Origin of the sequence: Streptomyces sp. NPDC006997, from assembly GCF_040635175.1 — a bacterium.
Taxonomy (GTDB): domain Bacteria; phylum Actinomycetota; class Actinomycetes; order Streptomycetales; family Streptomycetaceae; genus Streptomyces.
The window spans coordinates 104,007-129,085 of sequence record NZ_JBEYHH010000020.1 but is presented as its reverse complement, the minus strand read 5'-3'; the positions used below and the strand labels follow the sequence as shown (position 1 = coordinate 129,085).

Annotated in this window: 26 protein-coding genes; 15 read left to right on the top strand and 11 right to left on the bottom strand. The window is 74.9% G+C overall.

Annotation, left to right across the window (positions count from 1 at the left end; all coding sequences use genetic code 11):
* Positions 1-24: 24 nt before the first annotated feature.
* The 3 genes from dhaK to ABZ659_RS21420 are packed head-to-tail and all read left to right on the top strand — an operon-like array spanning position 25 to position 2,075.
* Entirely contained in the window at positions 25-1,017 is a 993-nt protein-coding gene (gene dhaK, locus ABZ659_RS21430) for a dihydroxyacetone kinase subunit DhaK (protein ID WP_360222263.1), read from the top strand.
* Positions 1,018-1,063: 46 nt separating this feature from the next.
* A complete protein-coding gene (gene dhaL / locus ABZ659_RS21425) occupies positions 1,064-1,672 on the top strand; it encodes a dihydroxyacetone kinase subunit DhaL (RefSeq protein WP_360222260.1) in 609 nt (202 codons plus the stop codon).
* Positions 1,665-2,075 (top strand): PTS fructose transporter subunit IIA, encoded by a 411-nt coding sequence (locus ABZ659_RS21420; RefSeq protein WP_360222257.1) that lies wholly within the window; start codon positions 1,665-1,667, stop codon positions 2,073-2,075. The genes dhaL and ABZ659_RS21420 overlap by 8 nt, the downstream gene beginning before the upstream one ends.
* A 280-nt stretch (positions 2,076-2,355) precedes the next feature.
* Here the strand turns inward: ABZ659_RS21420 and ABZ659_RS21415 are convergent, their stop codons facing one another.
* On the bottom strand, positions 2,356-2,619 hold the full coding sequence (locus ABZ659_RS21415) for a hypothetical protein (protein ID WP_360222254.1): 264 nt from the start codon (positions 2,617-2,619) through the stop codon (positions 2,356-2,358).
* A 59-nt stretch (positions 2,620-2,678) separates the two neighbouring features.
* Positions 2,679-3,455 (bottom strand): glycoside hydrolase family 75 protein, encoded by a 777-nt coding sequence (locus ABZ659_RS21410; protein WP_360222251.1) that lies wholly within the window; start codon positions 3,453-3,455, stop codon positions 2,679-2,681.
* Positions 3,456-3,847: 392 nt separating this feature from the next.
* On the opposite strand from ABZ659_RS21410, the gene ABZ659_RS21405 reads away from it, so the two are divergent.
* Both ABZ659_RS21405 and ABZ659_RS21400 read left to right on the top strand, forming a co-directional pair.
* Entirely contained in the window at positions 3,848-4,825 is a 978-nt protein-coding gene (locus ABZ659_RS21405; RefSeq protein WP_360222248.1) for a fibronectin type III domain-containing protein, read from the top strand.
* A 194-nt stretch (positions 4,826-5,019) separates the two neighbouring features.
* Positions 5,020-5,562, top strand: coding sequence for a hypothetical protein (locus ABZ659_RS21400; protein WP_360222245.1), 543 nt, complete (start codon positions 5,020-5,022; stop codon positions 5,560-5,562).
* Between the two features lie 59 nt (positions 5,563-5,621).
* Here the strand turns inward: ABZ659_RS21400 and ABZ659_RS21395 are convergent, their stop codons facing one another.
* The 4 genes from ABZ659_RS21395 to ABZ659_RS21380 all read right to left on the bottom strand — a co-directional run bounded on the left by ABZ659_RS21395 (position 5,622) and on the right by ABZ659_RS21380 (position 9,693).
* A complete protein-coding gene (locus tag ABZ659_RS21395; protein ID WP_360222242.1) occupies positions 5,622-6,164 on the bottom strand; it encodes a PadR family transcriptional regulator in 543 nt (180 codons plus the stop codon).
* Positions 6,165-6,187: 23 nt separating this feature from the next.
* Positions 6,188-8,203, bottom strand: a complete 2,016-nt coding sequence (locus ABZ659_RS21390) for an NADPH-dependent 2,4-dienoyl-CoA reductase (RefSeq protein WP_360222239.1) — start codon at positions 8,201-8,203, stop codon at positions 6,188-6,190.
* Between the two features lie 92 nt (positions 8,204-8,295).
* Positions 8,296-8,688, bottom strand: coding sequence for a hypothetical protein (locus ABZ659_RS21385; RefSeq protein ID WP_360222237.1), 393 nt, complete (start codon positions 8,686-8,688; stop codon positions 8,296-8,298).
* 129 nt (positions 8,689-8,817) lie between these two features.
* Positions 8,818-9,693: a hypothetical protein gene (locus ABZ659_RS21380; RefSeq protein ID WP_360222234.1), complete on the bottom strand. Its 876-nt coding sequence runs from the start codon at positions 9,691-9,693 to the stop codon at positions 8,818-8,820.
* 289 nt (positions 9,694-9,982) lie between these two features.
* Between ABZ659_RS21380 and ABZ659_RS21375 the strand changes: the two genes are divergently transcribed.
* Positions 9,983-12,055 carry a SpoIIE family protein phosphatase gene (locus ABZ659_RS21375; protein ID WP_360222231.1) on the top strand — a complete coding sequence of 691 codons (2,073 nt, stop codon included), beginning with the start codon at positions 9,983-9,985 and terminating at the stop codon, positions 12,053-12,055.
* Here ABZ659_RS21375 and ABZ659_RS21370 read toward each other — a convergent pair.
* Positions 12,033-12,884, bottom strand: coding sequence for a putative protein N(5)-glutamine methyltransferase (locus tag ABZ659_RS21370; RefSeq protein ID WP_360222227.1), 852 nt, complete (start codon positions 12,882-12,884; stop codon positions 12,033-12,035). The genes ABZ659_RS21375 and ABZ659_RS21370 overlap by 23 nt on opposite strands.
* A 271-nt stretch (positions 12,885-13,155) precedes the next feature.
* Here ABZ659_RS21370 and ABZ659_RS21365 point away from each other — a divergent pair, with 271 nt between their 5' ends.
* From ABZ659_RS21365 to ABZ659_RS21345, 5 genes are all read left to right on the top strand, one after another.
* Positions 13,156-13,761, top strand: a complete 606-nt coding sequence (locus ABZ659_RS21365) for a sulfite oxidase-like oxidoreductase (RefSeq protein WP_360222224.1) — start codon at positions 13,156-13,158, stop codon at positions 13,759-13,761.
* Between the two features lie 4 nt (positions 13,762-13,765).
* Positions 13,766-14,521, top strand: a complete 756-nt coding sequence (locus tag ABZ659_RS21360; protein WP_360222358.1) for a ferredoxin reductase — start codon at positions 13,766-13,768, stop codon at positions 14,519-14,521.
* 120 nt (positions 14,522-14,641) lie between these two features.
* On the top strand, positions 14,642-15,229 hold the full coding sequence (locus ABZ659_RS21355; protein WP_360222221.1) for a hypothetical protein: 588 nt from the start codon (positions 14,642-14,644) through the stop codon (positions 15,227-15,229).
* A 115-nt stretch (positions 15,230-15,344) separates the two neighbouring features.
* Entirely contained in the window at positions 15,345-16,313 is a 969-nt protein-coding gene (locus ABZ659_RS21350; protein WP_360222218.1) for an acetylxylan esterase, read from the top strand.
* A gap of 101 nt (positions 16,314-16,414) precedes the next feature.
* The gene (locus ABZ659_RS21345) at positions 16,415-17,593 is read left to right on the top strand and encodes a serine hydrolase domain-containing protein (RefSeq protein ID WP_360222215.1); all 1,179 of its coding nucleotides are present in this window, start codon (positions 16,415-16,417) and stop codon (positions 17,591-17,593) included.
* Positions 17,594-17,656: 63 nt separating this feature from the next.
* Here ABZ659_RS21345 and ABZ659_RS21340 read toward each other — a convergent pair whose 3' ends face one another.
* Positions 17,657-18,388: a class I SAM-dependent methyltransferase gene (locus ABZ659_RS21340; protein ID WP_360222212.1), complete on the bottom strand. Its 732-nt coding sequence runs from the start codon at positions 18,386-18,388 to the stop codon at positions 17,657-17,659.
* Between the two features lie 120 nt (positions 18,389-18,508).
* Here ABZ659_RS21340 and ABZ659_RS21335 point away from each other — a divergent pair, with 120 nt between their 5' ends.
* On the top strand, positions 18,509-18,931 hold the full coding sequence (locus tag ABZ659_RS21335; RefSeq protein WP_360222209.1) for a nuclear transport factor 2 family protein: 423 nt from the start codon (positions 18,509-18,511) through the stop codon (positions 18,929-18,931).
* Here the strand turns inward: ABZ659_RS21335 and ABZ659_RS21330 are convergent.
* Positions 18,898-19,431, bottom strand: coding sequence for a GNAT family N-acetyltransferase (locus tag ABZ659_RS21330; protein ID WP_360222206.1), 534 nt, complete (start codon positions 19,429-19,431; stop codon positions 18,898-18,900). The genes ABZ659_RS21335 and ABZ659_RS21330 overlap by 34 nt on opposite strands.
* A gap of 202 nt (positions 19,432-19,633) precedes the next feature.
* Here ABZ659_RS21330 and ABZ659_RS21325 point away from each other — a divergent pair, with 202 nt between their 5' ends.
* The 3 genes from ABZ659_RS21325 (at position 19,634) to ABZ659_RS21315 (ending at position 23,174) form a co-directional block, all read left to right on the top strand.
* Entirely contained in the window at positions 19,634-20,464 is an 831-nt protein-coding gene (locus ABZ659_RS21325; RefSeq protein WP_360222203.1) for a class I SAM-dependent methyltransferase, read from the top strand.
* A 185-nt stretch (positions 20,465-20,649) separates the two neighbouring features.
* The gene (gene rho, locus ABZ659_RS21320; RefSeq protein ID WP_360222200.1) at positions 20,650-21,909 is read left to right on the top strand and encodes a transcription termination factor Rho; all 1,260 of its coding nucleotides are present in this window, start codon (positions 20,650-20,652) and stop codon (positions 21,907-21,909) included.
* 92 nt (positions 21,910-22,001) lie between these two features.
* The gene (locus ABZ659_RS21315; RefSeq protein WP_360222197.1) at positions 22,002-23,174 is read left to right on the top strand and encodes a D-alanyl-D-alanine carboxypeptidase; all 1,173 of its coding nucleotides are present in this window, start codon (positions 22,002-22,004) and stop codon (positions 23,172-23,174) included.
* Between the two features lie 95 nt (positions 23,175-23,269).
* Here the strand turns inward: ABZ659_RS21315 and ABZ659_RS21310 are convergent, their stop codons facing one another.
* Both ABZ659_RS21310 and ABZ659_RS21305 read right to left on the bottom strand, forming a co-directional pair.
* Positions 23,270-24,289 (bottom strand): asparaginase, encoded by a 1,020-nt coding sequence (locus ABZ659_RS21310; RefSeq protein ID WP_360222194.1) that lies wholly within the window; start codon positions 24,287-24,289, stop codon positions 23,270-23,272.
* Between the two features lie 45 nt (positions 24,290-24,334).
* Positions 24,335-25,042: a FadR/GntR family transcriptional regulator gene (locus ABZ659_RS21305; RefSeq protein ID WP_360222191.1), complete on the bottom strand. Its 708-nt coding sequence runs from the start codon at positions 25,040-25,042 to the stop codon at positions 24,335-24,337.
* Positions 25,043-25,079 lie beyond the last annotated feature (37 nt).

Below are 25,079 nucleotides of genomic sequence, written 5' to 3'. Positions count from 1 at the left end.
CCGTCACTCTCACCGGAGGTACCCGTGAAGATGCTCATCAACGTCCCCGAGACAGTGGTCGCGGACGCCCTGCGGGGCATGGCGGCGGCGCATCCCGAGTTGACCGTGGACGTGGAGAACCGGGTGATCGTACGGCGGGACGCGCCCGTCGCGGGGAAGGTCGCCCTGGTCTCGGGCGGTGGGTCGGGGCACGAGCCGTTGCACGGGGGGTTCGTGGGGCCGGGGATGCTGTCGGCGGCGTGTCCCGGTGAGGTGTTCACCTCCCCGGTGCCGGACCAGATGGTGCGGGCCGCCGCGGCGGTGGACAGCGGGGCCGGGGTGCTGTTCATCGTGAAGAACTACACCGGCGACGTGCTGAACTTCGACATGGCCGCCGAACTCGCCGAGGACGAGGGCATCCAGGTCGCGAAGGTGCTCGTCAACGACGATGTCGCGGTCACCGACAGCCTCTACACGGCCGGGCGGCGCGGGACCGGCGCGACGCTGTTCGTCGAGAAGATCGCGGGCGCGGCGGCCGAGGAGGGCCAGTCGCTGGAGCGGGTGGAGGCGATCGCGCGGCAGGTCAACGAGAGTTCCCGGAGTTTCGGGGTGGCGCTCAGCGCGTGCACGACGCCCGCCAAGGGCTCCCCGACCTTCGACCTGCCGCCGGGTGAGCTGGAGTTGGGCATCGGCATCCACGGTGAGCCGGGCCGGGAGCGGCGGCCGATGATGACCTCCGGGGAGATCGCCGACTTCGCGGTCAACGCGGTGCTGGAGGACCTCGACCCGCGCAGTCCCGTCCTCGTCCTCGTCAACGGCATGGGGGCGACGCCGCTACTGGAGCTGTACGGCTTCAACGCCGAGGTGCAGCGGGTGCTCACCGAGCGCGGGGTCGCCGTCGCCCGCACGCTCGTCGGCAACTACGTCACCTCCCTCGACATGGCGGGCGCCTCCGTCACCCTGTGCCAGATCGACGAGGAACTGCTGCGGCTGTGGGACGCGCCGGTGCGCACGGCGGGGCTGCGCTGGGGCATGTGACGCGACGGGCAGAGCGGGCAACGCACCTATCACGCAAGGAGATCCAGTGCTCGACGCCGATTTCTTCCGCCGTTGGATGACGGCGACCGCCGCGTCCGTCGACCGGGAGGCGGAGCGGCTCACCGCCCTCGACTCCCCCATCGGGGACGCCGACCACGGCAGCAATCTGCAACGCGGGTTCACCGCCGTGGTGGCGGCGGTGGGGCAGGAGGCGCCGGACACGCCCGGCGCCGTTCTCATCCTCGCCGGGCGGCAGTTGATCTCGACGGTCGGCGGGGCCTCGGGGCCGCTGTACGGCACGCTGCTGCGCCGTACCGGCAAGGCGCTCGGGGACGCGGCCGAGGTCAGCGAGGAGCGGTTCGCGGAGGCGCTGCGGACCGGCGTCGACGCGGTGATGCAGCTCGGTGGGGCCGCGCCGGGTGACAAGACGATGATCGACGCGCTAGTGCCGGCGGTGGACGCGCTGGGTGAGTCGTTCGGGGCGGCCCGGGTCGCCGCCGAGCAGGGCGCGGAGGCGACGACGCCGTTGCAGGCCCGCAAGGGCAGGGCGAGTTACCTCGGCGAGCGGAGCATCGGGCACCAGGACCCGGGCGCCACCTCCTCCGCGCTGCTGATCGCCGGGCTGGAGCAGGCCGCCGGGGGCGGCGATGAGTGACGGCGCGCTGGTCGGGGTCGTGCTGGTGTCGCACAGCGCGGAGGTGGCGGCGTCCGTGGCCGAGCTGGCGCGGGGACTGTCGGGCAGCGGCGCGGTGGTGCCGCTGGCCGTGGCGGGCGGCACGGAGGGCGGCGGGCTGGGCACCAGCTCCGAACTGGTCGCCGCGGCTGCCGCGTCCGTGGACCGGGGCGCCGGGGTGGCCGTCCTGGCCGACCTGGGCAGCGCCGTCCTGACGGTGAAGGCCCTGCTCGCCGAAGGCGACGAACTCCCCGAGGGCACCCGGCTGGTCGACGCCCCGTTCGTCGAGGGCGCCGTCGCCGCGGTGGTCACGGCGGCCACGGGCGCGGACCTGGACGCGGTGGCCGCGGCGGCGTCGGACGCTTACACCTATCGGAAGGTGTGAGCCCCGCGGAAGGTGTGAGCCCCGGAAACGGCTGAGGGCTGCCCTCGTGCGCGGCCAAGGGTAGCCCCCCGGAACCGACTTGAGACGGGCCGCCCGAACCGGCTGAGGGCAGCCCTCAAACCCAGCTGGGGGGCGGCCCGGACCGCGCTGAGGGCGGGCCCCGGGCTCGGCATACGCGGAGCCCGGCAGACACGAGGGCCGGCAGACGCGGAGCCCGGCAGACGCAGGCCCCACAGGCGCAGGCCCCGCCCCACCGATCGCCGGCCCGGCCCCGGCTACGTCATCCCCGCGCCGCGACCCCCAGGGCCGAGCGGATGGTTGCCGTCAGCTCGGCCTCGGCCGTCGCCGGGTCGTGGTCGTGGTCGGGGTCGGGGTCGGGGTCGGGGTCGGCGGTGTGCCAGGCGTAGTGCTCGGCGGCGACCCGCAGGGCCGCGTTGAGCATGGCCGCGCCGGTGGCGGGCCACAGGTCGTCGGCGGGCAGGCCGTCGTGGGCGGTAAGGGCGCGGGCGGTGAGGGCGGGGGCGAAGGCCGGTTCGCCCTGCATTTCTCGAGGAGCGGCGGTCGGCCCGTGCGTGTCATCCGGGCCTCCGGTTCGATCGGGACTCAGTCGGCGGTAGCGGGCGGTGACGTGGCCGTACTCGGTCGTCCGCCGCCCTCGACGAAGGCGCGGGCGAGGCGCGTCCCCTCCGTCACGGCCGCCTCCCGGTCGTCGATGGGCGTGACGCGGGAGTCCCTGAAGACGATGTAGGTGACCCCGGAGCCCGTGCCGCCGCCGTGCGGGTCGGGGCGGATGCCGAGGGCGCGGGCGGCGGCGTAGGACGCCTCGCCGATGATGTCCCGCGGCCCGGTGTCGCCGACGACCGCGTAGCGCACCCGGTCGCGGTACACCACCGCCGCGACGGAGCCGCCGCGCACGCCGTGGGCGCGGTAGTCCCAGGTGTCGCTGGCCACCGGCACGACGATGTACGGCAGCCGTTCGGCGTCCAGCGGGCGGCCGTTGGACCCGGCGAAGGCGGTGGTGTCGGAGTAGTACGGGTCGGTGCGGGCGTTGCAGCGGCGTCCGGGGCGGCCGTCGCAGTCGATGTCCAGGTCCGCCTTCCAGTACACGGCGTCCGGGGTACCGCAGACGGGGACGGTCCTGGGTGCCCCGGCGTCGGTGCGGTACCGGCCGCGCGAGATCTGGTCGCAGTCCCGCACCCGGGCCAGCAGCTCCGCCGCGCCGACCTCACCCGCGTCCCGGACCACCGCGCCCTGGACCACCGCGTCCCCGACGACCGGGTCCCGGCGCGGACGGTGGGCCGTGTCGACGGGAGCGGGCAGCGCCGCCGGGGCGAGGAGGGCGGCGCTTGCCGCGGCCAGCGTCAGTGACTGGACACGCACGATGAGGGAACCTTCCGCCGGGGACAGTGACGGTCACCCGGCCCAATCTGTCGCCGATCCGCTCCCGAAGCCACCGACCGCGGGCCGCCAGGAGTGTGGGCCGGGACCGACACGCCCGGCGCGTGAACCGCGCACAGGGGCCGGGCGCCTGAGCCTGGGTCAGGCTCGGGACGCCCGGCCGCCCGTGTCGGCGCGGCATCAGCGACGACAGCGGTCCGCGCCTTCGGGTGTGAACTCCCCAGCCCTCTCTGGCGAGTTCGCACCGCGGGAGGTCTCAGCATACGTAACGCCCGGGGGTGCTCGGAAACCCCGCCCTCTTGATGTGGCCGCGTCACTAGCGCACGCTATTGGTCCGGACCATTGCCGGTCAGTACGCCCCGGGAGGCAGAGTCGTGCGACACGCTGGTGTTCCTCCGTTCGTGGTCTGCGGCACCCTGCTGCTGGTCGCCTCCTGCGCCTGGGGCGGCGGCACCGGCGACCCGGGCGAGCGGCCGCCCGGCGCGCCCACCGGGGTGACCGCCGAGGCGGGCAGCGCGACCAGCGTGCACGTCATGTGGAACGCCGTCAGCGCTGATCCGAGCATCGCCGGGTACGAGGTGTACCGCGGCGGCACCAAGGTCGACGACGTGCCCGCCACCGCGCACATGACCGACGTCACCCGGCTGGCCCCCGGCACCAGCTACGTCTTCACCGTGCGCGCCCGGGACGCCGAGGGGCGGCTCGGACCGCGCAGCCGGGCGGTCCGGGCGACCACGCCCGCGGCGGTCGCGGCGGACGGCTCCGCGCCCACCCGGCCCGGCTCCCTCCAGGGCCGGGCGGCGGGGGGCCGGGCCGCCCAGCTGTCCTGGACGGCGTCGGAGGACGACCGGGGCGTGGTGTCGTACGACGTCTTCCAGGGCGACACCAAGATCCACAGCGTGGGTGGCGGGCAGACCGCCACGGTGGTGACGGGACTGCGGCCCGGCACCCGGTACGCCTTCACCGTCCGGGCCCGGGACGCGGCGGACAACGTCTCGCCCCCGTCCGCCGTCGTCCGGCTCACCACAGCGCCCGGCGCCGACGACGGCCGCGGTACCGCGCCCACCGACTTCCGCGCGACGACCCGGCGGGCGGACGGCGCCTGGCACATCGAGCTGACCTGGGTGCCGCCCCGCGCGGACGGGGTGATCACCGAGTACGAGGTCCAGCTGGACGGGCGCAAGGCCACCTCGCTCGTCTTCGGCGGGACCGCGCCCCGTGACCGGGCCACGTACGGCTTCTACGCCGGTGAGGAGGCCGGGGTGACCCACCGGGTGCGGATCCGGGCCAAGCTGCCGGACGGCACCTGGGGCGGCTACTCGGCGGAGCGGACGGTGACCACCGGGGGCTGACGGCGCGCACAGCAGCTCCCGGTGCGCGGGGCAACTCCCGGGCGCCGTACGGAGGAATCCGTCACCTGCCCGGTGGCCGTCCGGATGCGGGACGGGTCGCGAGCGCGTTGGCTGCCGCTGAGGCAGCACGGGCGTTCCCCGATCTCGGCGGCGCAAGGGATGTACCGCCAACCGTGCCGCCGGAGGACACTCCCATGCGAACCTTCAAGCCACTCACCCGCTCCGGCCTGACCGTGGCAGCCGCCGCCGCGCTGCCGCTCGCGCTGGCCGCCGGGCCGACCGCCGCCGTCTCCGGCATCTCGGTCAGCACCAGCGGCGGCACCGTGTCGGTGACCACCAGCACCTGTACCCAGGTCAACGGCAGCTGGGGCACCGCCTCCCTGCTCAACAGCAGCCAGGCGAACTTCTCCCAGGGCCGGCAGGTCTCCCTGTCGGGGACCAGCGCGCTCCAGTCGGCCGCCTGGTCCAACGTGAGTCCGGGCACCTACACGGTCATCGTGATGTGCTCCAACAACACCACCGCGGGCACCCAGTCGGTGATCGTCTCCTCGCCCCCCACCAGGCCGACCCCCACCGCGACCCCCTCGCCCTCGCGCGGGGTGATGGGCGGCGTCGGCGGCACCTCCCGGGACTACGGCACCGTCACCCTGGTGGCGGGCGGCGTCCTGGTGGGCACCGGAGCCGTCGCGGCGGCCTGGTTCCTGCGCCGCCGCGCCTCGAAGCCGTACCGCCTGTGAGTCCGGCTCTCTGGGCCGTGTGGCGAAAGTCCCGCCTGCCGCCCGACGCCTGGCACGCCCTAGTCGCCCGGCACCTCGGTGAAGTCCTCCAGGGCGTGGCTGAGCCAGTGCGTCCAGAAGGTCTCCAGGTCGATGCCGGCGCGGAGCACCAGGTGCCGCAGCCGGTCCTCGGGGCTGTCCCGGCCGGGCGGGAAGTCGCGCCGCTCGATCTCCTCGTACTCGGCCAACTGCCTCCGGTGCAGGTCCAGATGGCGGCGCAGGTCGGCCTCGATGCCCGTCGTGCCGACCACCGCCGCCGCGCGCAGCCGGAGCAGCAGGGCGTCGCGCAGCGGCTTGGGGTCCTGGGACACGGCGGTCCAACGGGCCAGTTCGGCGCGGCCCGCGGGCAGGACCTCGTAGCTCTTCTTCTGCCCGCGGGCGGGCTGTTCGGCGGGCAGGGCCCGGATCAGCCCCTCGGTCTCCAGCTTTCCCAGCTCGCGATAGATCTGCTGGTGCGTCGCCGACCAGAAGTAGCCGATCGACCGGTCGAAGCGGCGGGTCAGCTCCAGGCCCGAGGACGGCTTTTCGAGCAGGGCGGTGAGGATCGCGTGCGGGAGTGACATGGGGGTCATCCTAGGGACGGCCCTCACAGGGTGGCCGCGACCTCCGTGCCCTGCTTGACGGCCCGCTTGGCGTCCAGTTCGGCGGCCACGTCGGCGCCCCCGACGAGGTGCGCCCGACGCCCGGCGGCGAGCAGCTCCGCGTACAGGTCGCGGCGCGGTTCCTGGCCGGTGCACAGCACGATGGTGTCGACCTCCAGGACCGTGCTCCTCCCGCCGACGGTGAGGTGGAGTCCGGCGTCGTCGATGCGGTCGTAGCGCACGCCCGGGACCATGGTGACGCCGCGGTGCCTGAGTTCGGTGCGGTGGATCCAGCCGGTGGTCTTGCCGAGGCCCGCGCCGACCTTGGTGGTCTTGCGCTGGAGCAGGTGGACGGTGCGCGGCGGGGCGGGGCGTTCGGGGACGGCGAGGCCGCCGGGCGCGGTGTAGTCCATGTCGACGCCCCACTGGCGGAAGTACGTCGCCGGGTCCTCGTGCGCCTTGTCGCCGCCGTCGGTGAGGTACTCGGCGACGTCGAAGCCGATGCCGCCCGCGCCGAGGACGGCGACCCGGTCGCCGACGGGGGCGCCGTCGCGCAGGACGTCCAGGTAGCCGAGGACGCTGGGGTGGTCGACGCCGGGGATGTCGGGGGTGCGGGGGGTGACGCCGGTGGCGACCACCACCTCGTCGTAGCCGGTCAGGTCGTCGGCCGTGACCCAGGTGCCGAGGCGTACGTCGACGCCCTGCTCGTCGAGGCGGTGGCGGAAGTAGCGCAGCGTCTCGTCGAACTCCTGCTTGCCGGGGACCTTGCGGGCGACGTTGAGCTGGCCGCCGATCTCGGCGGCGGCGTCGTAGAGGGTGACCGCGTGGCCGCGTTCGGCGGCGCTCACGGCGCACGCCAGGCCCGCGGGGCCCGCGCCGACGACGGCGACCGTCTTCCGCAGCCGGGTGGGGCTCAGCACCAGCTCCGTCTCGTGGCAGGCGCGCGGGTTGACCAGGCAGGAGGTGATCTGGCCGCTGAAGGTGTGGTCGAGGCAGGCCTGGTTGCAGCCGATGCAGGTGTTGATGGCCTCGGGGCGCCCGGCGGCGGCCTTGGCGACGAAGTCGGGGTCGGCGAGCATCGGGCGGGCCATGGAGACCATGTCGGCGCAGCCGTCCGCCAGCAGTTCCTCGGCGAGTTCGGGGGTGTTGATGCGGTTGGTGGTCACCAGCGGCACCGACACCTCGCCCATCAGCCGCTTGGTGACCCAGGTGTAGGCGCCGCGCGGGACGGAGGTGGCGATGGTGGGGATCCGGGCCTCGTGCCAGCCGATGCCGGTGTTGATGAGGGTGGCGCCGGCCGCCTCCACGGCCTTGGCGAGGGTGACCACCTCGTCCAGGGTCGAGCCGCCCGGGACGAGGTCGAGCATCGACAGGCGGTAGACGACGATGAAGTCCTCGCCGACGGCCTCGCGCACCCGGCGGACGATCTCGACGGGGAAGCGGGTCCGGTTCTCGTACGAGCCGCCCCAGCGGTCGGTGCGCTGGTTGGTCTGCGCGGCGGTGAACTCGTTGATGAGGTAGCCCTCGGAGCCCATGATCTCCACGCCGTCGTACCCGGCGCGGCGGGCGAGGCGGGCGGCGCGGGCGTAGTCGTCGATGGTCCGCTCGATCTCGGCGTCGGTGAGTTCGCGCGGCGTGAAGGGGCTGATCGGGGCCTGGAGGGGGCTCGGGGCGACCAGGTCGCGGTGGTAGGCGTAGCGTCCGAAGTGCAGGATCTGCATGGCTATCCGGCCGCCCGCGGCGTGCACGGCGTCGGTGACGGTGCGGTGCTGGTCGGCCTCGGCCTCGGTGGTGAGCCTGGCGCCGCCCTCGTAGGGGCGGCCCTCGTCGTTGGGGGCGATGCCGCCGGTGACGATCAGGCCGACGCCGCCGCGGGCGCGGGCGGCGTAGAACTCCGCCATCCGCTCGAAGCCGCGCTCGGCCTCCTCGAGGCCCACGTGCATGGAGCCCATGAGCACGCGGTTGGGAAGGGTGGTGAAGCCCAGGTCGAGCGGGCTCAGCAGGTGCGGGTAACGGCTCATGGGGGCCCTCCGTGCGCGGTGTCGTACCTCCGTAGTTGTAGAGGACCGCGCACTGTTTGTGCAACTAGTTGCACAACGAGGGCCCCATGACGTCAGCCACTCTCCAGGCGCACGTGCAGTTCACGCTCCTGGTCGCCGGAGGCGGTGCCGAGGTCCTGCACCCGGAACAGGGAGTCGAGGGTGGTGCGGAAGCGGTCGATCGCCCAGTAGCCGCCGTGCGCGTCGGCCTCCACGGAGGCGTGCAGCCGGGCCGGGCGGGCGCCCTCGTGCGGGTCGGAGACGTCGAAGGTGCCCAGCCAGACGGTGGGGCGGGTCTCGGACCACTCCCTCGGTACGTCGTCGTCGCACCGGTCGGAGGCGAAGCACGCGCAGAGGGTGTCGAACACGATCCGGGCGTCCTCCTTGCTGCAGCCGCTGATCTCGACGGAGACGGACTCGGGGTGCGGCGGTCGCCCGCCGCCCGGGGTGTCACGCGTGTCCCTCATGTCCATCGTGAACGCTCCTCTCATGGCCGTACCGCGGTACGGCGCGGGTTCCCGACGGCGGCGGGCGCACTCCGTACCGTGTCGCACTCCCAGAAAACCACCACATTCCGGGACGCACAGCTCCGTGCGTCAGCCCCGCGTGAACCGGTACGTCTTGCTGTCGGTCAGCAGGCAGAACCCCGGTGACATCACGATCACCCGCAGGGTGCCGGTACGGCGGTCGTAGTCGACGCCCTCCGTCTCGAAGCCGCCGGAGCAGCCGCTGCGCAGCGGGAGCTGGCGCAGCGCGGTGACGCGTCCGGTCACGTCGGCGGTGCCCGGCGCGGCGGACAGGTCGATCTGGAGCAGCGGCTTGGTGATGCCGAAGAGGTCGCCCGCCGGGTCGTCGGAGGAGCACAGCAGGGTCGTGGGGCCGGAGAAGTCGCAGCCCTGGACGTCGCGCACGGGGCGGTCGAGCCTGACGGAGGACACCTGCGGCAGGTCGGCGGAGGGTGAGGTGGCGGGGTTGACGCCGGGGGTGGGGAAGACCTGGAGCCGGTTCATGGTGCCCCACTCCCCCGCCAGCATCCACTGGCCCTCGGGCGCGATGGCCACCCAGGAGTTGTTGAGCGCCTCCCCGGCGCCGAGGGTGTGGACGTACTCCGACCAGCCGCCGCCGGGCGCCCGCACCCGGAACATCTTGGTGGTGCCGGAGTCCCGCTGGTACGGCTCGACGTAGTGGCCGTCGTGGGCGGCGTCGGGGTCGCCCACGTGGTTCCAGCCCCGGACGCCCACCCCGACGGGGATGGTGCCGATGCCGGTGTAGCGGTTGGGGCTCCCGGCCGGGACCTCCACGGAGGTGAGCCCCTGGCTCTCGGTGAGCGGGTCGGCCCGGTCGGAGCCGACCTCGGTCCAGGTGTCGGCGGCGGTGGCGGGTGGGGCGGCGGACAGGACGGCGGCGGTGGCCGCCAGGGCGACGAGGCCGGTCAGGGCCGCATGACAACGTTTCCGGGCGCGCGGGGGCATGGCGGATCGGCTCCTCGGGTGGGGGCGGGAAGCGGTCGGCCGTCAGTCTGGCCCGAGATGTTAGTCATGTACAGACCAATCGGAGAACGGAAACGGTCCGTCCGGTGACACCCCGGCACCGCGGCCACGTCACTCCAGCCCCGCACCTATCCCGACGGGCACCGTCGTGTTGAGGGATGGTGGAAGTGAGCGGAAGTGGCCTGGAAGAGTTCGTTGAGCGCGATACAACTGGCAGAAAGCGACACGGCGCACGGCGTGCCGGGGTGGTCGGACGAAGGCGGTGCGTGGAATGGGTTCAGCCGGGCCACCAGAGGCCGGGAACGACGGGCCGCTCCGCGGACCGGCGCGGCCCAGCGGGCTGCTCGACGTGCTGGGAATGGCCTCGGTGGTCCTGGACACCAAGGGCCGCATCGTGCTGTGGAGCCCGCAGGCCGACGACCTCTTCGGCTACTCCGCGTGGGAGGCGCTCGGCCACTACGCCGCGCGGCTCGTGGTCCACGAGCAGCACCGGGATCTGGTCACCAAGCTGTTCGACGACGTCATGTCCACCGGTCGGGGCTGGGCCGGCGCCTTCCCCGTCCGGCGCAAGGACGGCTCCACCCGATTGGTGGAGTTCCGCAACATGCGCCTGCTGGACGACCGGGGCGACGTCTACGCCCTGATGCTCGCCGCCGACCAGGAGACCGTACGGCGGCTGGAGCGGGACGTGGCGCTGTCCACCGGGATGGTGTCCCAGTCGCCGATCGGGCTGGCCCTGCTCGACACCGGTCTGCGGTTCGTGTCGGTCAACCCGGCGCTGGAGCGGATCAACGGCATCCCGGCCGGGGAGCACACCGGCCGCCGGATCAGCGAGGTGCTGCCGCTGCTGGAGGCCGGTCCGCTGGAGGACGCGGCCCGCGAGGTCCTCGACACCGGCCGCCCGCTCGTCGACCAGCCGGTGGCCGGGCGCACCCCCGCCGACCCCGGGCACGACCACGCCTGGCGGGCCTCCCTGTACCGCCTGGAGGACGCCTACGGCACGGTCCTGGGCGTGGCGGTGTCGATCATGGACGTCACCGAGCAGCACCGGGCCAGCATCGAGGCGGAGGCCGCGCGGCGCCGTCTCGCCCTCGTCGCGGACGCCTCCGCGCGGATCGGCACCACCCTGGACCTGGAGCGCACCGCGGGCGAACTGGCCGACGTCGCCGTGCCGGAGCTGGCGGACGTGGCCGCCGTGGACCTGCTGGACGCGGTGCTCGAGGGGCGCAGCGGCAGCTTCGGACCGGCCGAGGGGGCGGTGTTCCGGGCCATGGCGCTCCGCGCCGACCACGCCTCGCGCGTGCTGGGGGCGGCCGACCCGCCCGGCCAGATCGCCCGCTACGGCGCCGACCGGCTGGTCACCGAGTGCGTCCGCACCGGGGAGCCGGTCCTGGTGGCCCAGGTGGGCGAGGAGGACCTGGCGCGCATCGCCCACTCGCCGGAAGCGGCCGAACAGCTCGCGCGGGCGGGCGTCCACTCCTACCTCGCCGTCCCGCTGATCGCCCGCGGCGAGGTGCTCGGCGCCCTGGACCTGACCCGCACCCGCAACCCCCTGCCGTTCAGCCGCGACGACGTCCTGCTCGCCCGGGAGCTGGCGTCCCGCGCGGCCGTGCAGATCGACAACGCCCGCTGGTACCAGAACGCCCGGAACACCGCCCTGACCCTCCAGCGCAGCCTGCTGCCCAGCCACCCGCCGGTCGTGGGCGGTCTGGAGGTCGCCTCGCGGTACCAGCCCGCCGGGGCCACCACCGAGGTCGGCGGCGACTGGTTCGACGTCATCGGGCTGGACGGCGGCAGGACCGCGCTGGTCGTCGGCGACGTGATGGGCAGCGGCATCGGCGCCGCCGCGACCATGGGCCGGCTGCGCACCGCCACCACCACGCTGGCCTCCCTCAACCTGGACCCGGCCCGGCTCCTGGAGCACCTGGACCGCATCACGTCCGGCCTGGACCACGCCATCGCCACCTGCCTGTACGCCGTCCACGACCCCGCGCTGCGGCAGCTGCGCGTCGCCAACGCCGGGCACCTGCCGCCCGCCCTGGTCCGGCCCGGACAGGAGCCGGAACTGCTCGACCTGCCGACCGGGGCGCCCCTCGGCGTCGGCGGCGTCCCGTTCGCCACGACCGGGTACGACTTCGCCCCCGGCGACGAGCTGGTGCTCTACACCGACGGTCTGGTGGAGACCCGTTGCCATTCCCTCGACGAACGGCTCGCCACCCTGCTGGGCCTGCTGACCGACCCCACCCGCCCCCTGGACGACGTCTGCGACCTGCTGCTGCGCACCCTGCACCACCCCGACGTCCACGACGACGTGGCGGTGCTCATCGCCCGCGCGAGGGCGTGAGCGGCCCGCCCTCAGGCGCCGGGGCACCCCACGTCCCGACCACCACGTGGGCGCTCCACTCCTCCGAGACCGCGACCCGCGCCAAGAGGCCCGCCGCGGCGAAGATCCCGACGGCCACCGGGGCCTGGCGTCCGCTCGTCTCGACCAGCACACAGCCGCCGGGCGCGAGCCACCGCGCCGCCCCGGCCGCGACCCGGCGCAGCACGTCGAGGCCGTCCGCGCCGCCGTCCAGGGCGGTCAGCGGCTCGTGGTCGCGGGCCTCGGCGGGCAGTCGGCGGACCTCGGCGGTGGGGACGTAGGGCACGTTGGCGGCGAGCAGGCCGACGCGCCCGCGCAGCCCGTCGGGAAGCGCGTCGAACAGGTCGCCCTCGTGGACCTGACCGCCGTACCCCGCGACGTTGCGCCGGGCGCAGCGCACCGCGGCCGGGTCGATGTCGGCGGCGTGCAGCTCCACCCGGCCGAGCGTGTCCGCGAGGGCCGCGCCGACCGCGCCGGAGCCGCAGCACAGGTCGACGACGACGGACGCGTCCGGGGCCTGCGCGAGGGCCTGCTCGACCAGGAACTCGGTGCGCCGCCGGGGCACGAACACACCCGGTTCCACGGCGACCCGCAGACCGCGGAACCCGGCCCAGCCCAGCACGTGTTCGAGGGGCAGACCGCGCGTACGGCGGTCCACCAGGGACGTCAGCTCGTCCGGGGTGCGGGCGGCGGCGAGGAGCAGTTCGGCCTCCTCCTCGGCGAAGACGCAGCCAGCGGCACGCAGCGCGGCCACGACGGAGGCGGGAGCGTGGGAACGGGAGGAAGAAGAGGAAGGCGAGGGGACAGACATGAGAGCCGGTGGCCTTTCGGGTGCCGAAGGGCGCTCTCGGATCCGGCTACCGCCGGGGACGAGGTGAGAGGGCCCGAGCCGATGCAGCGGTAATGGGTCTCACCTCCGAAGGTCGTCGCCGGGGCTGTCCCGGCCGGGCGTCACTGTACCCCACCCTCGAACACGGCAGGTGGTTTCGGGGAACGCCCGGGACGCCCGTACGGTTGAACCGGCAAGAACCCACCGCACCGACTGTCGGGCCGCCGTACGACGGCCTGGAGGCACCACCCGTATGAACGTCACCCGAGGCTTCACCGGGCGCCCGCGCGTCGACGATCCGGGGCTCCCGCCCGGGCAGTACGACGCGGGCGACGACTGGCCCGTCCTGTCCGCGGAGGTCACGCCCGAGCTGACGCCCGAGGAGTGGACCTTCCGGATCGACGGCCTCGTCGAGGCCCCCCGCACCTGGGACTGGGCGCGGGCCCACGCGCTGCCCCGGTCCGCGTACGAGGGCGACATCCACTGCGTGACGGGCTGGTCGAAGTTCGGGGTGCGCTTCGGCGGCGTCTGCCTGGACGCGTTCCTGGCCGAGGCGGGCCCGCTGCCGACCGCCACCCACGCCGTCGCCTGGTCGCACACCGGGTACACCACCAACCTGCCGCTCGCCGACCTGACCGGCGGACGCGCCTGGATCGCCTGGGAGTACGACGGTCAGCCGCTCGCCGCGGAGCACGGCGGCCCGGCGCGGCTGCTGGTGCCGCACCTGTACTTCTGGAAGAGCGCCAAGTGGATCGCGGGCCTGCGCCTCCTCGACCACGACGAGCCCGGCTTCTGGGAGCGCAACGGCTACCACCACCGGGGCAACCCCTGGGAGGAGCAGCGCTATGCGGGCGACTGAAGCCGTGCCCCCGCCGTTCTCGCCGCCCGCGCGGTTCGCGGTGCCCGGCCGGATCGAGGTGACCGCGCCCGCCGCGGCGCACTGGCGGACGGCGACCCTGACCGGCGTCCGCCGGGAGACGCCGCGCGCGGCCACCTTCCGGTTCGCGGTGCCCGGCTGGCCGGGGCACGTGCCGGGCCAGCACCTGATGCTGCGGCTGACCGCCGAGGACGGCTACACCGCCCAGCGGCACTACTCCATCGCCTCCGCCGACGACGGCTCGGGGCACGTCGAGCTGACCCTGGACCACGTCGAGGGCGGCGAGGTCTCGGGCTGGTTCCACACCGAGGCCAGGGTCGGGGACCGGGTCGAGGTGCGCGGCCCGGTGAGCGGCTTCTTCGCCTGGCCCGGCGACCGGCCCGCGCTGCTCCTCGGCGCGGGATCCGGCGTCGTACCGCTGATGTCGATGGTGCGCCACCACCGGGCGCGCGGGCTGTCGGTGCCGCTGCGGCTGCTGGTGTCGGCGCGCGGCCCGAAGGACCTGATCTACGCGCGGGAGTACGGCCCCGAGACGACGCCGGTGTTCACCCGTACCGCGCCCGGGGGCGTGCCGGTGGGCCGACTGGCCGCCGCGCACCTCGCGCCGCTGCTGGCGGAGCGCCCGCCGGGCGGCTGGGAGGCGTACGTGTGCGGTTCCAACGGCTTCGCGGAGCACGCGTCCCGGCTGCTGGTGGCGGCCGGGCAGCCGGTGGACCGCATCCGGATCGAACGCTTCGGCTGAGCCTCCGCCCTTCCCGGCCCCCTGGCGGGGGTCCGTCGCCGTCGCCGTGAACGATGTCCGCCGCACGGGGTACGCGACCTTGGTAGGGATCCCACGCGTACACACCGCGCGGAGGCGGACATGCGGACCCAGGTGCGCGGCTGGCGGTGGCGCCGCAACCCACTGCGCCGCAGGTCGGACGTGGTCGAGGCGTGGACGGTCCTGGCGGTCGTCGTCCTGCTGCTGGTGGGGGCGCCGCTGGCGGGGCTGGCCGCGGCCCGGTGGGCGCACGGCGAGGCGCGGGCCGCGGCGGCGGCGCTGCGCGCCGAGCGGCGCCAGGTCGAGGCGCAGGTGGTCGGCCGGACGGCGCGGTCGCTGCCGACGGCGCGGGACGGCGAGGAGTACGCGTTCCGGGCGACGGTGCGCTGGGTGGAGCGGCCGGGCGCGCGACCGCGTACGGCCACCGCGCGGGTCCCGGACGGCACCCACGCCGGTGACAGGGTGCCGCTCTGGGTCGACTCGCACAGCCGTCCGGTGCCCCCGCCGCCAAGCGGCACCGCGGTGCGGGAGCACGCCTTCGCCACGGGCCTGTGCGCCACCGGCGGCGCCGTCGCCGTCGTCCTCCTCGGGCACGCGGCGGTACGCCGGGCCGCCACCCGGCGACGGCTGGCCGAGTGGGAGCGCGCGTGGGCGCGCACCGAGCCGGAGTGGACGCGCCGGCAGGCGTGAGAGCGGTAGCGGGCACCCCGGAATGACAGCGCTTTCTACGCCTGGCTCTGGCGATCGGCCAGCGGGGCCACGTACGGTGTGATCACCACCGGCACCAGCCCGAAGGCGGTCATTCATGGCCCTGTTCGACCTACCGATCGAGGAGCTCCGCGAGCACCGGAGCGCCTCCACCGAGCCCGACGACTTCGACGCCTTCTGGGCGAAGACCCTGGCCGAGGCCCGCGAGTTCGAACTGGACGCCCGGTTCGAGCCGGTCGACACGGGGCTGTCCACGGTCGAGGTGTACGACGTGACGTTCGCCGGGTTCGGCGGGCACCCGGTGAAGGCATGGCTGACCCTGCCCGCCGCCGCACGGGAACCGCTTCCCCTGCTGGTGGAGTACGTCGGCTACGGCGGCGGGCGCGGCCTCCCGCACGAGCACCTGCTGTGGGCGTCCTCCGGGCGGGCGCACTTCCTGATGGACACCCGCGGCCAGGGCAGCGCCTGGGGCGCGGGCGGCGACACCGCCGACCCGGTGGGCGGGGCGCCCGCCTTCCCGGGGTTCATGACCCGGGGGATCGACGCGCCGGAGAACTACTACTACCGGCGGGTGTTCACCGACGCCGTGCGCGCGGTGGAGGCGGCCCGCTCGCACCCGCGGACGGACGCGTCCCGGACCGCGGTGACGGGCGCCAGCCAGGGCGGCGGCATCACCATCGCGGTCGCGGGGCTGGTTCCGGACCTGGTCGGCGCCGCGCCCGACGTGCCGTTCCTGTGCGACTTCCCGCGCGCGACGACACTCACCGACCGCGACCCGTACCGCGAGATCGGCCGCTACCTGAAGACCCACCGCGGCCGGTCGGCCGACGTGCGGCGCACCCTGGCGTACTTCGACGGCGTGCACTTCGCCGCCCGCGCGCAGGCGCCCACGCTGTTCTCGGCGGCGCTGGAGGACCAGACCTGCCCGCCGTCGACCGTCTTCGCGGCGTTCAACGCCTGGGCGCACGAGGACCGTTCGATCGAGGTGTACGAGTTCAACGACCACGAGGGCGGCGGGGCCCATCACGAGGCGGCCAAGCTGCGCTGGCTACGCTCCCGCGCCTGAGGAGGGCCGCCCCTTCCCTCCAGTCCGACCAGTCGGTACGTTCTGGGGAGCCCGGGTCGCGGTGTCGCGGTCCGGGCTTTCCGGCGACCAAGGGAGGGCCCATGTCCGAGTCCGCAGACGAGGCCGTGCACGGTCACTGCGACCCCCGTTTCGCGGCGGTGCGCACGGCGTTCGAGGAGAACTTCCGGGACCGGGGCGAACTGGGCGCCGCCGTCGCCGTCACGGTCGGCGGCGAGACGGTGGTCGACCTGTGGGGCGGCTGGGCGGACGCGGCCCGGACCCGCCCCTGGGGGCGCGACACGCTCGTCACCGTGTGGTCGACGACGAAGGGCCCGGTGGCGCTGTGCGCGCACCTCCTCGCCGACCGGGGGCTGCTGGACCTGGACGCCCCGGTGGCCGCGTACTGGCCGGAGTTCGCCGCGGCGGGCAAGGAGGGCGTCCTGGTACGGCATCTGCTGTCGCACCGGGCGGGCCTCGCGGGGCTGCGGGAGCCGCACTCCTTCGAGGAGCTGTGCGACTGGGGGCTGACGACCGCGCGGCTCGCCGCGACCGAGCCCTGGTGGGAGCCGGGTACCCGGTCCGGCTACCACGCGCTGACCTACGGCCACCTCGTCGGGGAGGTCGTGCGCCGGGTCTGCGGTCTGCGGCCCGGTGCCTTCCTGCGGCGGGAGGTGACCGGGCCGCTCGGCATCGACTTCACCGTGGGGCTGCCGAAGACGGAGTGGGACCGGGCGGCGGAGCTGGTACCCGCGCCCTCCCCGGCGTCCACGGGCTCGGGCGAACGGCCCACCGGCGCGCCCCAGTTGCCCCCGCTGGTCCTCGCCGCGATCGCCAACCCCGCGGTGGGCGCCGCCGAGACCGGCACCCCCGAGTGGCGCTCCGCCGAGATTCCGGCCGCCAACGGGCACGGCACCGCGCGGGCCGTCGCCGCGCTGTACGGGATCTTCGCCGGGCGGGGCTCCTTCCGTGGCGACCGGGTGCTGTCCCCGGAGGCGGTGGAGCGGCTGCGCGAGGGGCAGGGCGGCTGCCGTGACCTGGTGCTCGGGGCGGGGCTCGGCGCCGACACGGAGCTGGGGCTCGGGGTGTGGCTGAGCGGGCCGCGCGGCGGTTACGGGCCCAACCCGCGGGCGTTCGGCCACGACGGCTTCGGCGGTTCCTGCGGTCTCGCGGACCCGGAGGCGGGGGTGTCGCTGGGCTACGTGATGAACCGGATGGGCCCGCGCATAGCCGACGACCCGCGGAAGATGGCGCTGGTGGAGGCGGTGTACGCCGCCCTGTGACGGCTGCGGCCCCCGGTGCGGGTGGCCCGGCTGGCGTACGACCGGTACCCCCGCCCCGGAGACCTACGGGAGCCCGTGGGCGGCGACCAGGCGCACGCGGGGGCTCCCGTCGCGGCGGCGCCCGAACTCGGGCAGGTCGTACAGCTCGGTCCGGAACCCGGCGGCCCGGAGTTCCCGCAGGACGTCACCGAGGCGGAAGGCCCGGTAGTACATGACGAACGGGGGCCGCCACAGGGCGTTGCGCACCCGCATCACCGCGTCGAAGCCGAGCAGCATCCAGTACGCCGGGGACGTGGGACCGGGCGGCGCGACCACGGGGAAGGCGAAGGTGCCGCCGGGCCGCAGCACGGAGCGGACGCCGGCGAACAGTCCCGGCAGCTCCCGGGGCAGGAAGTGCCCGAACGCCCCGAAGCTGACGACCAGGTCGAAGGCGGGCCCGAACGGCAGCGCCCGCGCGTCCGCCCGCACCCACGACACGCGCGGCCCGTCGGCGTCACGGGGCGTCCGCTCCCGGGCGACGTCGAGCATCCCCGCGCTGAAGTCGACGCCGGTGATCCGCTCCCGGCACACCGGGGCGAGCGCGCGCAGTCCCGCGCCCGTGCCGCAGCACAGGTCGAGGCCCGCGTCGAAGGGTCCGAGGCGCCCCAGGGCCGCGGCGACGGCGTCGAGCACCGCGTCCGGCGTACGGAAGGGGGTGTGGTCGAACTTGGGTGCGAGCAGGTCGTAGCCGCGCTCGACGGAGGACAGCGCCTGCGCCGCGAGTTCGCGCGGCGTGGGGCCTTCGGAGCTGAACACCGGCGCCACCCTACGGCATCCCTCACCCCTGGACAGGCCCCCCTGGACAGGCCCCCGTGGGCTGGCTACTGTCATGCGCACCTATTCACCGAATTGACTATGAACCCTGTGAGGGTGGCGATGCGAGCGTTCCGTGAGGCCGTCGAGAAACGGGACCTGGACGCCGTTGAGGCGCTGCTGGCCGAGGACGTCGTCTTCACCAGCCCGGTCGTGTTCAAGCCGTACACCGGCAGGGCGATGACGGCGGCGATCCTGCGCGCGGTCGCGCAGGTCTTCGAGGACTTCCGCTACACGCGCGAACTGGAGGGCGGCGACGGCCGCGACCACGCGCTGGTGTTCACCGCGCGGGTCGGCGACCGGGAGATCGAGGGCTGCGACTTCCTCCACGTCGGCGCAGACGGCCTGATCGACGCCCTCACCGTGATGGTCCGTCCGCTGTCGGGCGCGCAGGCGCTGGCGGCGGCGATGGGCGCGCGGTTCGACGAGATCGCCCAGCGGGCCCAGACCGGTCAGGGAGCCAGGTCGGCGGGGCGGACGCGGTAGACCTGGAGGCGCAGGTCGTAGTACTTGGTGGTCTCGCCGACCCACTGCATCCCGAGCCGCTTGGCGGTGGCGACGGCCCGCTGGTTGGCGGGGCGGGCGACGGCGAACAACTCGTCGGTGTCGTGGGTGAACGCCCACTCGACCAGCGCGCGGGCGCCCTCCACGGCGTACCCCTGGCCCCAGGCGCTCGGGGCGAGCTGCCAGCTCAGTTCGAGGTCGTCCTCGTACGGCGGCAGCAGCCGGATGCCGAGGCCGCCGACGACCGCGCCGTCCGCGCGCCGCTCGACCGCCCAGCGGCCCCGGGGCGCGGGCAGGTTCGGCTGGCACTCCTGCCACGCCTGGAGCACCGCGCGCATGGCGGCGGCGTCCCGCACCCGTTCCATCGCGGGGGTGAGCCAGTGCGCGACGTCCGGGGAGCCGTAGATCTCCAGGGCGGCGTCGGCGTCGTCGGGGCGCCAGTCACGGATCACGAGCCGTTCGGTGGTCAAAGGCATGTCCATGCCGCGTCTCTCCTGGGTGGGTGCCGGGCCGCGGGGCGGGGCGGTTCCTACGGTGTCAGGTCGTACCCTGTGCCGTCCCCGGACGGCCGTGGATCGGGGCGCCGGGGGCGGGTTGCGTGCAGTCGGTGTCCTGTTCCCACAACACCGGCCGGATCCGTTCCCTTCCCGGCGGGACCGGGCGCGGGTGCGCTTGGATGTCCCCATGACCAGCGACGAGCGGGACGACCGGCTGATGCGGGCCAACCAGGCGAACTGGGACGCCCGCACCCCCGTCCACCTGGCCAGCCGCTTCTACGGGCTGGACGGCGACCCGGACCCGTCCCGCTGGTTCGCGCCCTGGGAGTGGCGGGACCTGGGCGACGTGGCGGGGCGGGACGTGCTCCACCTCCAGTGCCATCTGGGCACCGAGACCATCGCCTTCGCGCGGCGCGGCGCGCGGGCCGTCGGCCTCGACTTCTCGGCGGCGTCCGTCGCCGCCGCGTCCGGTGTCGCGGCCCGCGCGGGCGTCGACGTCGACTACGTGCGGGCCAACGTGTACGACGCCGTCGAGGCGCTGGGCGGGCGGCGCTTCGACGTCGTCTACACCGGCAAGGGCGCGCTGTGCTACCTGCCGGACCTGGACCGCTGGGCCGACGTGGTCGCCCGGCTGCTGCGGCCCGGGGGCCTGCTGTACGTCGTCGAGTTCCACCCCCTGCTGAACGCGCTCGGCCCCAAGCCCGGCCCCGGCGAGGGCCCCGAACTGCTGCTGCGCCACGACTACCTCGGCGGCGCCGGACCCGTGCACCGGGACGCCACCCACACCTACACCGACGGCCCGGCCGTCGAGGGCGCCACCGACAGCTACGAGTGGACGCACGGAATAGGCGAGGTCCTCGACGCGTTGACGGCGGCGGGACTCACCGTGCGCTCCCTGCGGGAGAGCGACGAACTGCCGTGGCCGCGCTGGCCGCAGATGGTCCGTACGCCGTCCGGCTGGTGGCGGCTTCCCGAGCCGCGCATCCCGTTGCTGTACGGGCTGCTCGCCGCACGCTGACCCCGTTCCCGAGACCCGTCACCGTCCCGCGTGGTACGGTGCGGAGAGCACCTGCTCAGGCGCGCGGTTCTCCGGCGCCGGTGCTCGTTCCCTCCTCAGCCAGTCGCACCGCTCGCCGCGTCCGCGGCCGGGCGTACCGGCTTTCCGCACATCGCCTCCTCCAGCCGGACCGCGCGTCCGAGGTGATGTTCCCGCCGCCCGGAGGCGTGCCCCCAGGGCCCTCCGCCCATCGCGGCTTCCCCCCTCACGTCCGCTGCTCCACCGCACGACCCACGACGTCCGTCCGCGAAAGGACCCACCACATGACCACCACACTCGAACCCCCCGTCGGGCAACAGCAGTCCGCCCGGATCGTCACCGGCGTCCTCGACGTCGACGCGGGCGGGAAGGGCGGCCGACTGCGGCCCACCAGCCTCCACCCGTCCGCCGACGACCCGCAGCTCTCCCCCGCGCTGATCCGCCGGTACGGGCTGCGCAAGGGCGACCTCGTCGAGGCCGTCCGCGGCGAGCGGCGCGAACTGACCGGCGTCGCCCGCGTCAACGGCCGCGCCCCCGACGTGGCGCGCGGCAGGCGGCACTTCCACGACCTCACCCCGCTGCACCCGCGGGAGCGGCTGCGCCTCGAACACCCCGCGTCCGGGCTGGCCGGGCGCGTCACCGACCTGATCGCCCCGGTCGGCAAGGGCCAGCGCGGGCTGATCGTCGCCCCGCCCAAGACCGGCAAGACCGTGCTGATCCAGCAGCTCGCCGCCGCCGTCACCGGCAACCACCCCGACTGCCGTCTGATGGTGGTACTGCTCGACGAACGCCCCGAGGAAGTCACCGACATGCGGCGCTCGGTGCGCGGCGAGGTGTACGCCTCGACCTTCGACCGGTCGCCGAAGCAGCACATCGCGCTGGCCGAGCTGGTCGTCGAGCGGGCCAAGCGGCTCGTCGAGGCCGGTGAGGACGTCGTCATCCTGCTCGACTCCCTCACCCGGCTGTGCAGGGCCCACAACAACGCGGCGGGCTCCGGCGGACGCACCCTCAGCGGCGGTGTCGACGCCGCCGCGCTCCAGGGGCCCAAGCGGTGGTTCGGCGCCGCGCGGCTCGCCGAGGAGGGCGGCTCGCTGACGATCCTCGCCACCGCCCTGGTCGAAACCGGCTCCCGCGCCGACGAGTTCTTCTTCGAGGAGCTGAAGGGCACCGGCAACATGGAGCTGCGCCTCGACCGCGAACTCGCCTCCCGCCGGGTCTTCCCCGCCGTCGACATCGCCGCCTCCGGCACCCGCCGCGAGGAACTGCTGCTCTCCCCCGCCGAGTCGGCCGCCGTACGGGGGCTGCGCCGCGCCCTGACGCCCCGGGACGGCGACGCCCACCTGGAGACGCTGCTCAAGCGGATGCGGGAGACCCCGGACAACGCCACGTTCCTGCGGCGCGTCCAGCCGACGCTGCCCACCGGCTGACCCCACGCCGCGGACCGCCATCCGGGTGCTCGCGCCGGGTGTCCGGCCCGGCCATCGGGGCGCGTGCCGGGGCGCGTTCCTACGTTGCTCGCATGATGATCACATTCCCTGTCCGGACGGTCGCGGCGGCCTGCGCGCTCTGCGCGGCGAGCGTGCTGGGACTCGCCCCGGACGCGGCGGGCACGCCGGGCGGCGCCGACCCCGGCCCGACCGCCGGCCCACGGAGCACGGCACCGCCCGCGGACCCGCTGCGGCGCCCCGGCACCCAGGTCCGGGCACCGGCCGGGGTGCGCCCGCTGCCCCGGGTGTCGGCGCTGTCCTGGGTGGTGGCCGACGCCGACAGCGGGGCCGTCCTCGCCGCCCGTGACGCCCACCGCGCGCTGCCGCCCGCCAGCACCCTGAAGACCCTGTTCGCGCTGACCGTGCTGCCGGTGCTGCCCGGCGGGGTACGGCACACCGTGCGCGCCGGGGAGTTGAAGGGGGTCGGCGCGGGCAGCAGCCTCGTCGGGGTCGCCGAGGGGCACGCCTACCGGGTGGCCGACCTGTGGCGCGGCGTCTTCCTCAGCTCCGGCAACGACGCCGTGCACGTGCTGGCCGGGATGACCGGCGGCTGGCGCGGTACGGCCGCGCGGATGCAGGCCAGGGCGCGGTCGTTGGGGGCGCGTGACACGCGCGTGGTGTCGCCGGACGGCTATGACGCGCCGGGCCAGGTGTCGTCGGCGTACGACCTCGCCGTGTTCGGGCGGGCGGGGCTGCGCAACGCCGACTTCGCTCGGTACTGCGCCACCGTGACGGCCCGGTTCCCGGGGAGCGACGGACGGCCGTACCCCATCCGGAACACCAACCGGCTGCTCACCGGGGCCGACGGCGTGGCTCGCTACCGGGGGCTGGTCGGGGTCAAGAACGGCTACACCAGCAAGGCGGGCCACACCCTGGTCGCCGCCGCGCGGCGGGCCGGTCGCACGCTCGTCGTCACCGTGATGAACCCTCAGACGGGCGGCCCGCACGCCGTCTACGAGGAGGCCCGCGCACTGCTCGACTGGGGGTTCGGCGCCGTCGGCCGGGTGCTGCCGGTCGGCTCGCTCGCGGTGCCGCCGCGGTCCGTGGCGCTGCCCGGACCGGCGGCGACACCCGTGGCCGCGGCCAGGGCGGACGCCGGGCCCGGCTGGCGCGCGTCGGCCGCGATCGCGGGCGCGGCGGTGGTGGGCGGCGCGATGGTGGCGCTGGCGCTGCGGCTCATGTCGCGGCGCTCCGTGCCCGCCTGACGCACCGGCGGCCGGGGCGGCGGGCCCGGGGAGCCGGGGGCGTCGTCAGCCCCCGGCCACCTGACGCGCGTACCCGGCACGCGTACGGCCCGTGTTCAGGCCGACGCCGCGACCGGCGCACCGGCGAGCGCGGGGGCCGCGCGGACCGTGCCCACCGGTTCGCCGCCGCCGAGTACCGCCTCGCCGGTGAACGGGGTGAGGAGGTCCGGGTCGACCCCCGCGAGCGCGAGCGCGGCGGCGGTGACGGGGACGCGGGCCCGGCGGGCGCCGTCGGCGATCTTCACGGCGACGGCGCGGCCGTCGGGCAGCGCCGCGACCTGGACGCCCTCGTAGCCGTCCTTGGCGAGCAGTCCCGGTACGGCCCCCATCAGCGCGGCGACGTCGCGCCCGGCGCCGGAGGCCATCTCGGCGTGGGCGCGCATCGCGTCGGCGACCCGTGCCCCGGGGGTGCCCGGCGCGGCGGTGGTGAGCCGGGCGGCGGCGCGGGCGAGGCCGGTCAGGGAGACGGCGAACAGCGGGGCGCCGCAGCCGTCGACGGTGACGTGGGCGACGCGCTGGCCGGTGAGGTCCTCGACGGTCTCCGCGACGGCCCGCTGGAGGGGGTGCGCGGGGTCCAGGTAGTCGGGCAGGGACCAGCCGTTGAGGCGGGCGGTGCACAGCATCGCGGCGTGCTTGCCGGAGCAGTTCTGGGCGAGCCGGGAGGGCGCCCGGCCCGCGCGGACCCAGCTGTCCCGGACCACCGGGTCCAGCGGCAGGTCGGGCACGTTGCGCAGCTCGGCCTCGGTGAGCCCGGCCACTTCGAGGATGCGGCGGGCGCCGGTGAGGTGGCGGTCCTCGCCGGAGTGGCTGGCGGCGGCGAGCGCCAGCAGGGCGCCGTCGAGCGGGAGACCGGCGCGGACCATGGCGACGGCCTGGACCGGCTTGAGCGCCGAGCGCGGGTAGCACGCGGCGTCGGGGTCGCCGAGCTGGAACCCGGTCCGGCCGTCGGCGCCGAGGACGACGACGGAGCCGTAGTGGACGCCCTCGACGACCCCGCCGCGTATCAGGTGGGCGACGGGGGCGTGGCGGGGTTCGCGGACGGGGGGTGGTGCCGCGGGAGAGCTGGGGTGTGTCACTGCCGGTTTCTGTCCTGTTCTGTCCTCGACGGGGCGACTGGTGGTTCAGTCGGTGCGCGTGGCGCGCACGATGTCGGTGAGGGTGGTCTCGACGCGGTCGATGTGGTGGGCCATGGCTTCCCGCGCGTCCTGCTCGCTGCCGTCCGTGAGCGCCTCGACGATGGCGCGGTGCTCGCGGTTGGACTGCTCGCGACGGCCGCCGAGCTGGTTGAGGAACGCCGACTGGCGGGCCAGCGCGTCCCGGATCTCCTCGATGACCCGGCGGAAGACGGGGTTCTGGGCGGCCTCGGCCACGGCGAGGTGGAAGAGGGTGTCCATGGCGACCCAGGCGGTGGTGTCCGTCTCCCGTTCCATCCGGTCGAGCAGGTGGGCGAGGTGGTCGAGGTCCTCGGGGGTGCGGCGGCTCGCCGCGTACCCGGCGACGGGGATCTCGACATGGCGGCGCACCTCCAGCAGGTCGCTGGCCGCGTAGTCGCCGAAGGTCGGGTCCTCGACCGTGGCGGCGACCACGAAGGTGCCCTTGCCGGTCCTGGAGACGGTCAGCCCCATGGTCTGGAGCGCGCGCAGGGCCTCCCGCAGTACGGGCCGGGAGACCTCCAGGGTGCGGCACAGCTCCGCCTCGGAGGGCAGCTTGTCCCCGATCTCGTACGCACCGCTCTCGATGGCGCCGCGCAGGTGCGCGAGCACGGCCTCCATCGCGCTGACGCGACGCGGCACGGCGGGGGCTGCTGTCTGGCTGTCTGACAGGTTCACGGACGTGATGGTGCGGCGGGGGTCGACCGGTTGTCAA

Coding starts and splice junctions, on each gene's coding strand:
- ABZ659_RS21330 (WP_360222206.1), bottom strand. CDS start 19,431: ATGGACATGCCTTTGACCACCGAACGGCTCGTGATCCGTGACTGGCGC.
- ABZ659_RS21325 (WP_360222203.1), top strand. CDS start 19,634: ATGACCAGCGACGAGCGGGACGACCGGCTGATGCGGGCCAACCAGGCG.
- ABZ659_RS21380 (WP_360222234.1), bottom strand. CDS start 9,693: ATGCCCCCGCGCGCCCGGAAACGTTGTCATGCGGCCCTGACCGGCCTC.
- ABZ659_RS21355 (WP_360222221.1), top strand. CDS start 14,642: ATGCGGACCCAGGTGCGCGGCTGGCGGTGGCGCCGCAACCCACTGCGC.
- ABZ659_RS21315 (WP_360222197.1), top strand. CDS start 22,002: ATGATGATCACATTCCCTGTCCGGACGGTCGCGGCGGCCTGCGCGCTC.
- rho (WP_360222200.1), top strand. CDS start 20,650: ATGTTCCCGCCGCCCGGAGGCGTGCCCCCAGGGCCCTCCGCCCATCGC.
- ABZ659_RS21345 (WP_360222215.1), top strand. CDS start 16,415: ATGTCCGAGTCCGCAGACGAGGCCGTGCACGGTCACTGCGACCCCCGT.
- ABZ659_RS21390 (WP_360222239.1), bottom strand. CDS start 8,203: ATGAGCCGTTACCCGCACCTGCTGAGCCCGCTCGACCTGGGCTTCACC.
- ABZ659_RS21365 (WP_360222224.1), top strand. CDS start 13,156: ATGAACGTCACCCGAGGCTTCACCGGGCGCCCGCGCGTCGACGATCCG.
- ABZ659_RS21400 (WP_360222245.1), top strand. CDS start 5,020: ATGCGAACCTTCAAGCCACTCACCCGCTCCGGCCTGACCGTGGCAGCC.
- ABZ659_RS21395 (WP_360222242.1), bottom strand. CDS start 6,164: ATGTCACTCCCGCACGCGATCCTCACCGCCCTGCTCGAAAAGCCGTCC.
- ABZ659_RS21350 (WP_360222218.1), top strand. CDS start 15,345: ATGGCCCTGTTCGACCTACCGATCGAGGAGCTCCGCGAGCACCGGAGC.
- ABZ659_RS21375 (WP_360222231.1), top strand. CDS start 9,983: ATGGGTTCAGCCGGGCCACCAGAGGCCGGGAACGACGGGCCGCTCCGC.
- ABZ659_RS21415 (WP_360222254.1), bottom strand. CDS start 2,619: ATGCAGGGCGAACCGGCCTTCGCCCCCGCCCTCACCGCCCGCGCCCTT.
- ABZ659_RS21385 (WP_360222237.1), bottom strand. CDS start 8,688: ATGAGGGACACGCGTGACACCCCGGGCGGCGGGCGACCGCCGCACCCC.
- ABZ659_RS21370 (WP_360222227.1), bottom strand. CDS start 12,884: ATGTCTGTCCCCTCGCCTTCCTCTTCTTCCTCCCGTTCCCACGCTCCC.
- ABZ659_RS21420 (WP_360222257.1), top strand. CDS start 1,665: ATGAGTGACGGCGCGCTGGTCGGGGTCGTGCTGGTGTCGCACAGCGCG.
- ABZ659_RS21335 (WP_360222209.1), top strand. CDS start 18,509: ATGCGAGCGTTCCGTGAGGCCGTCGAGAAACGGGACCTGGACGCCGTT.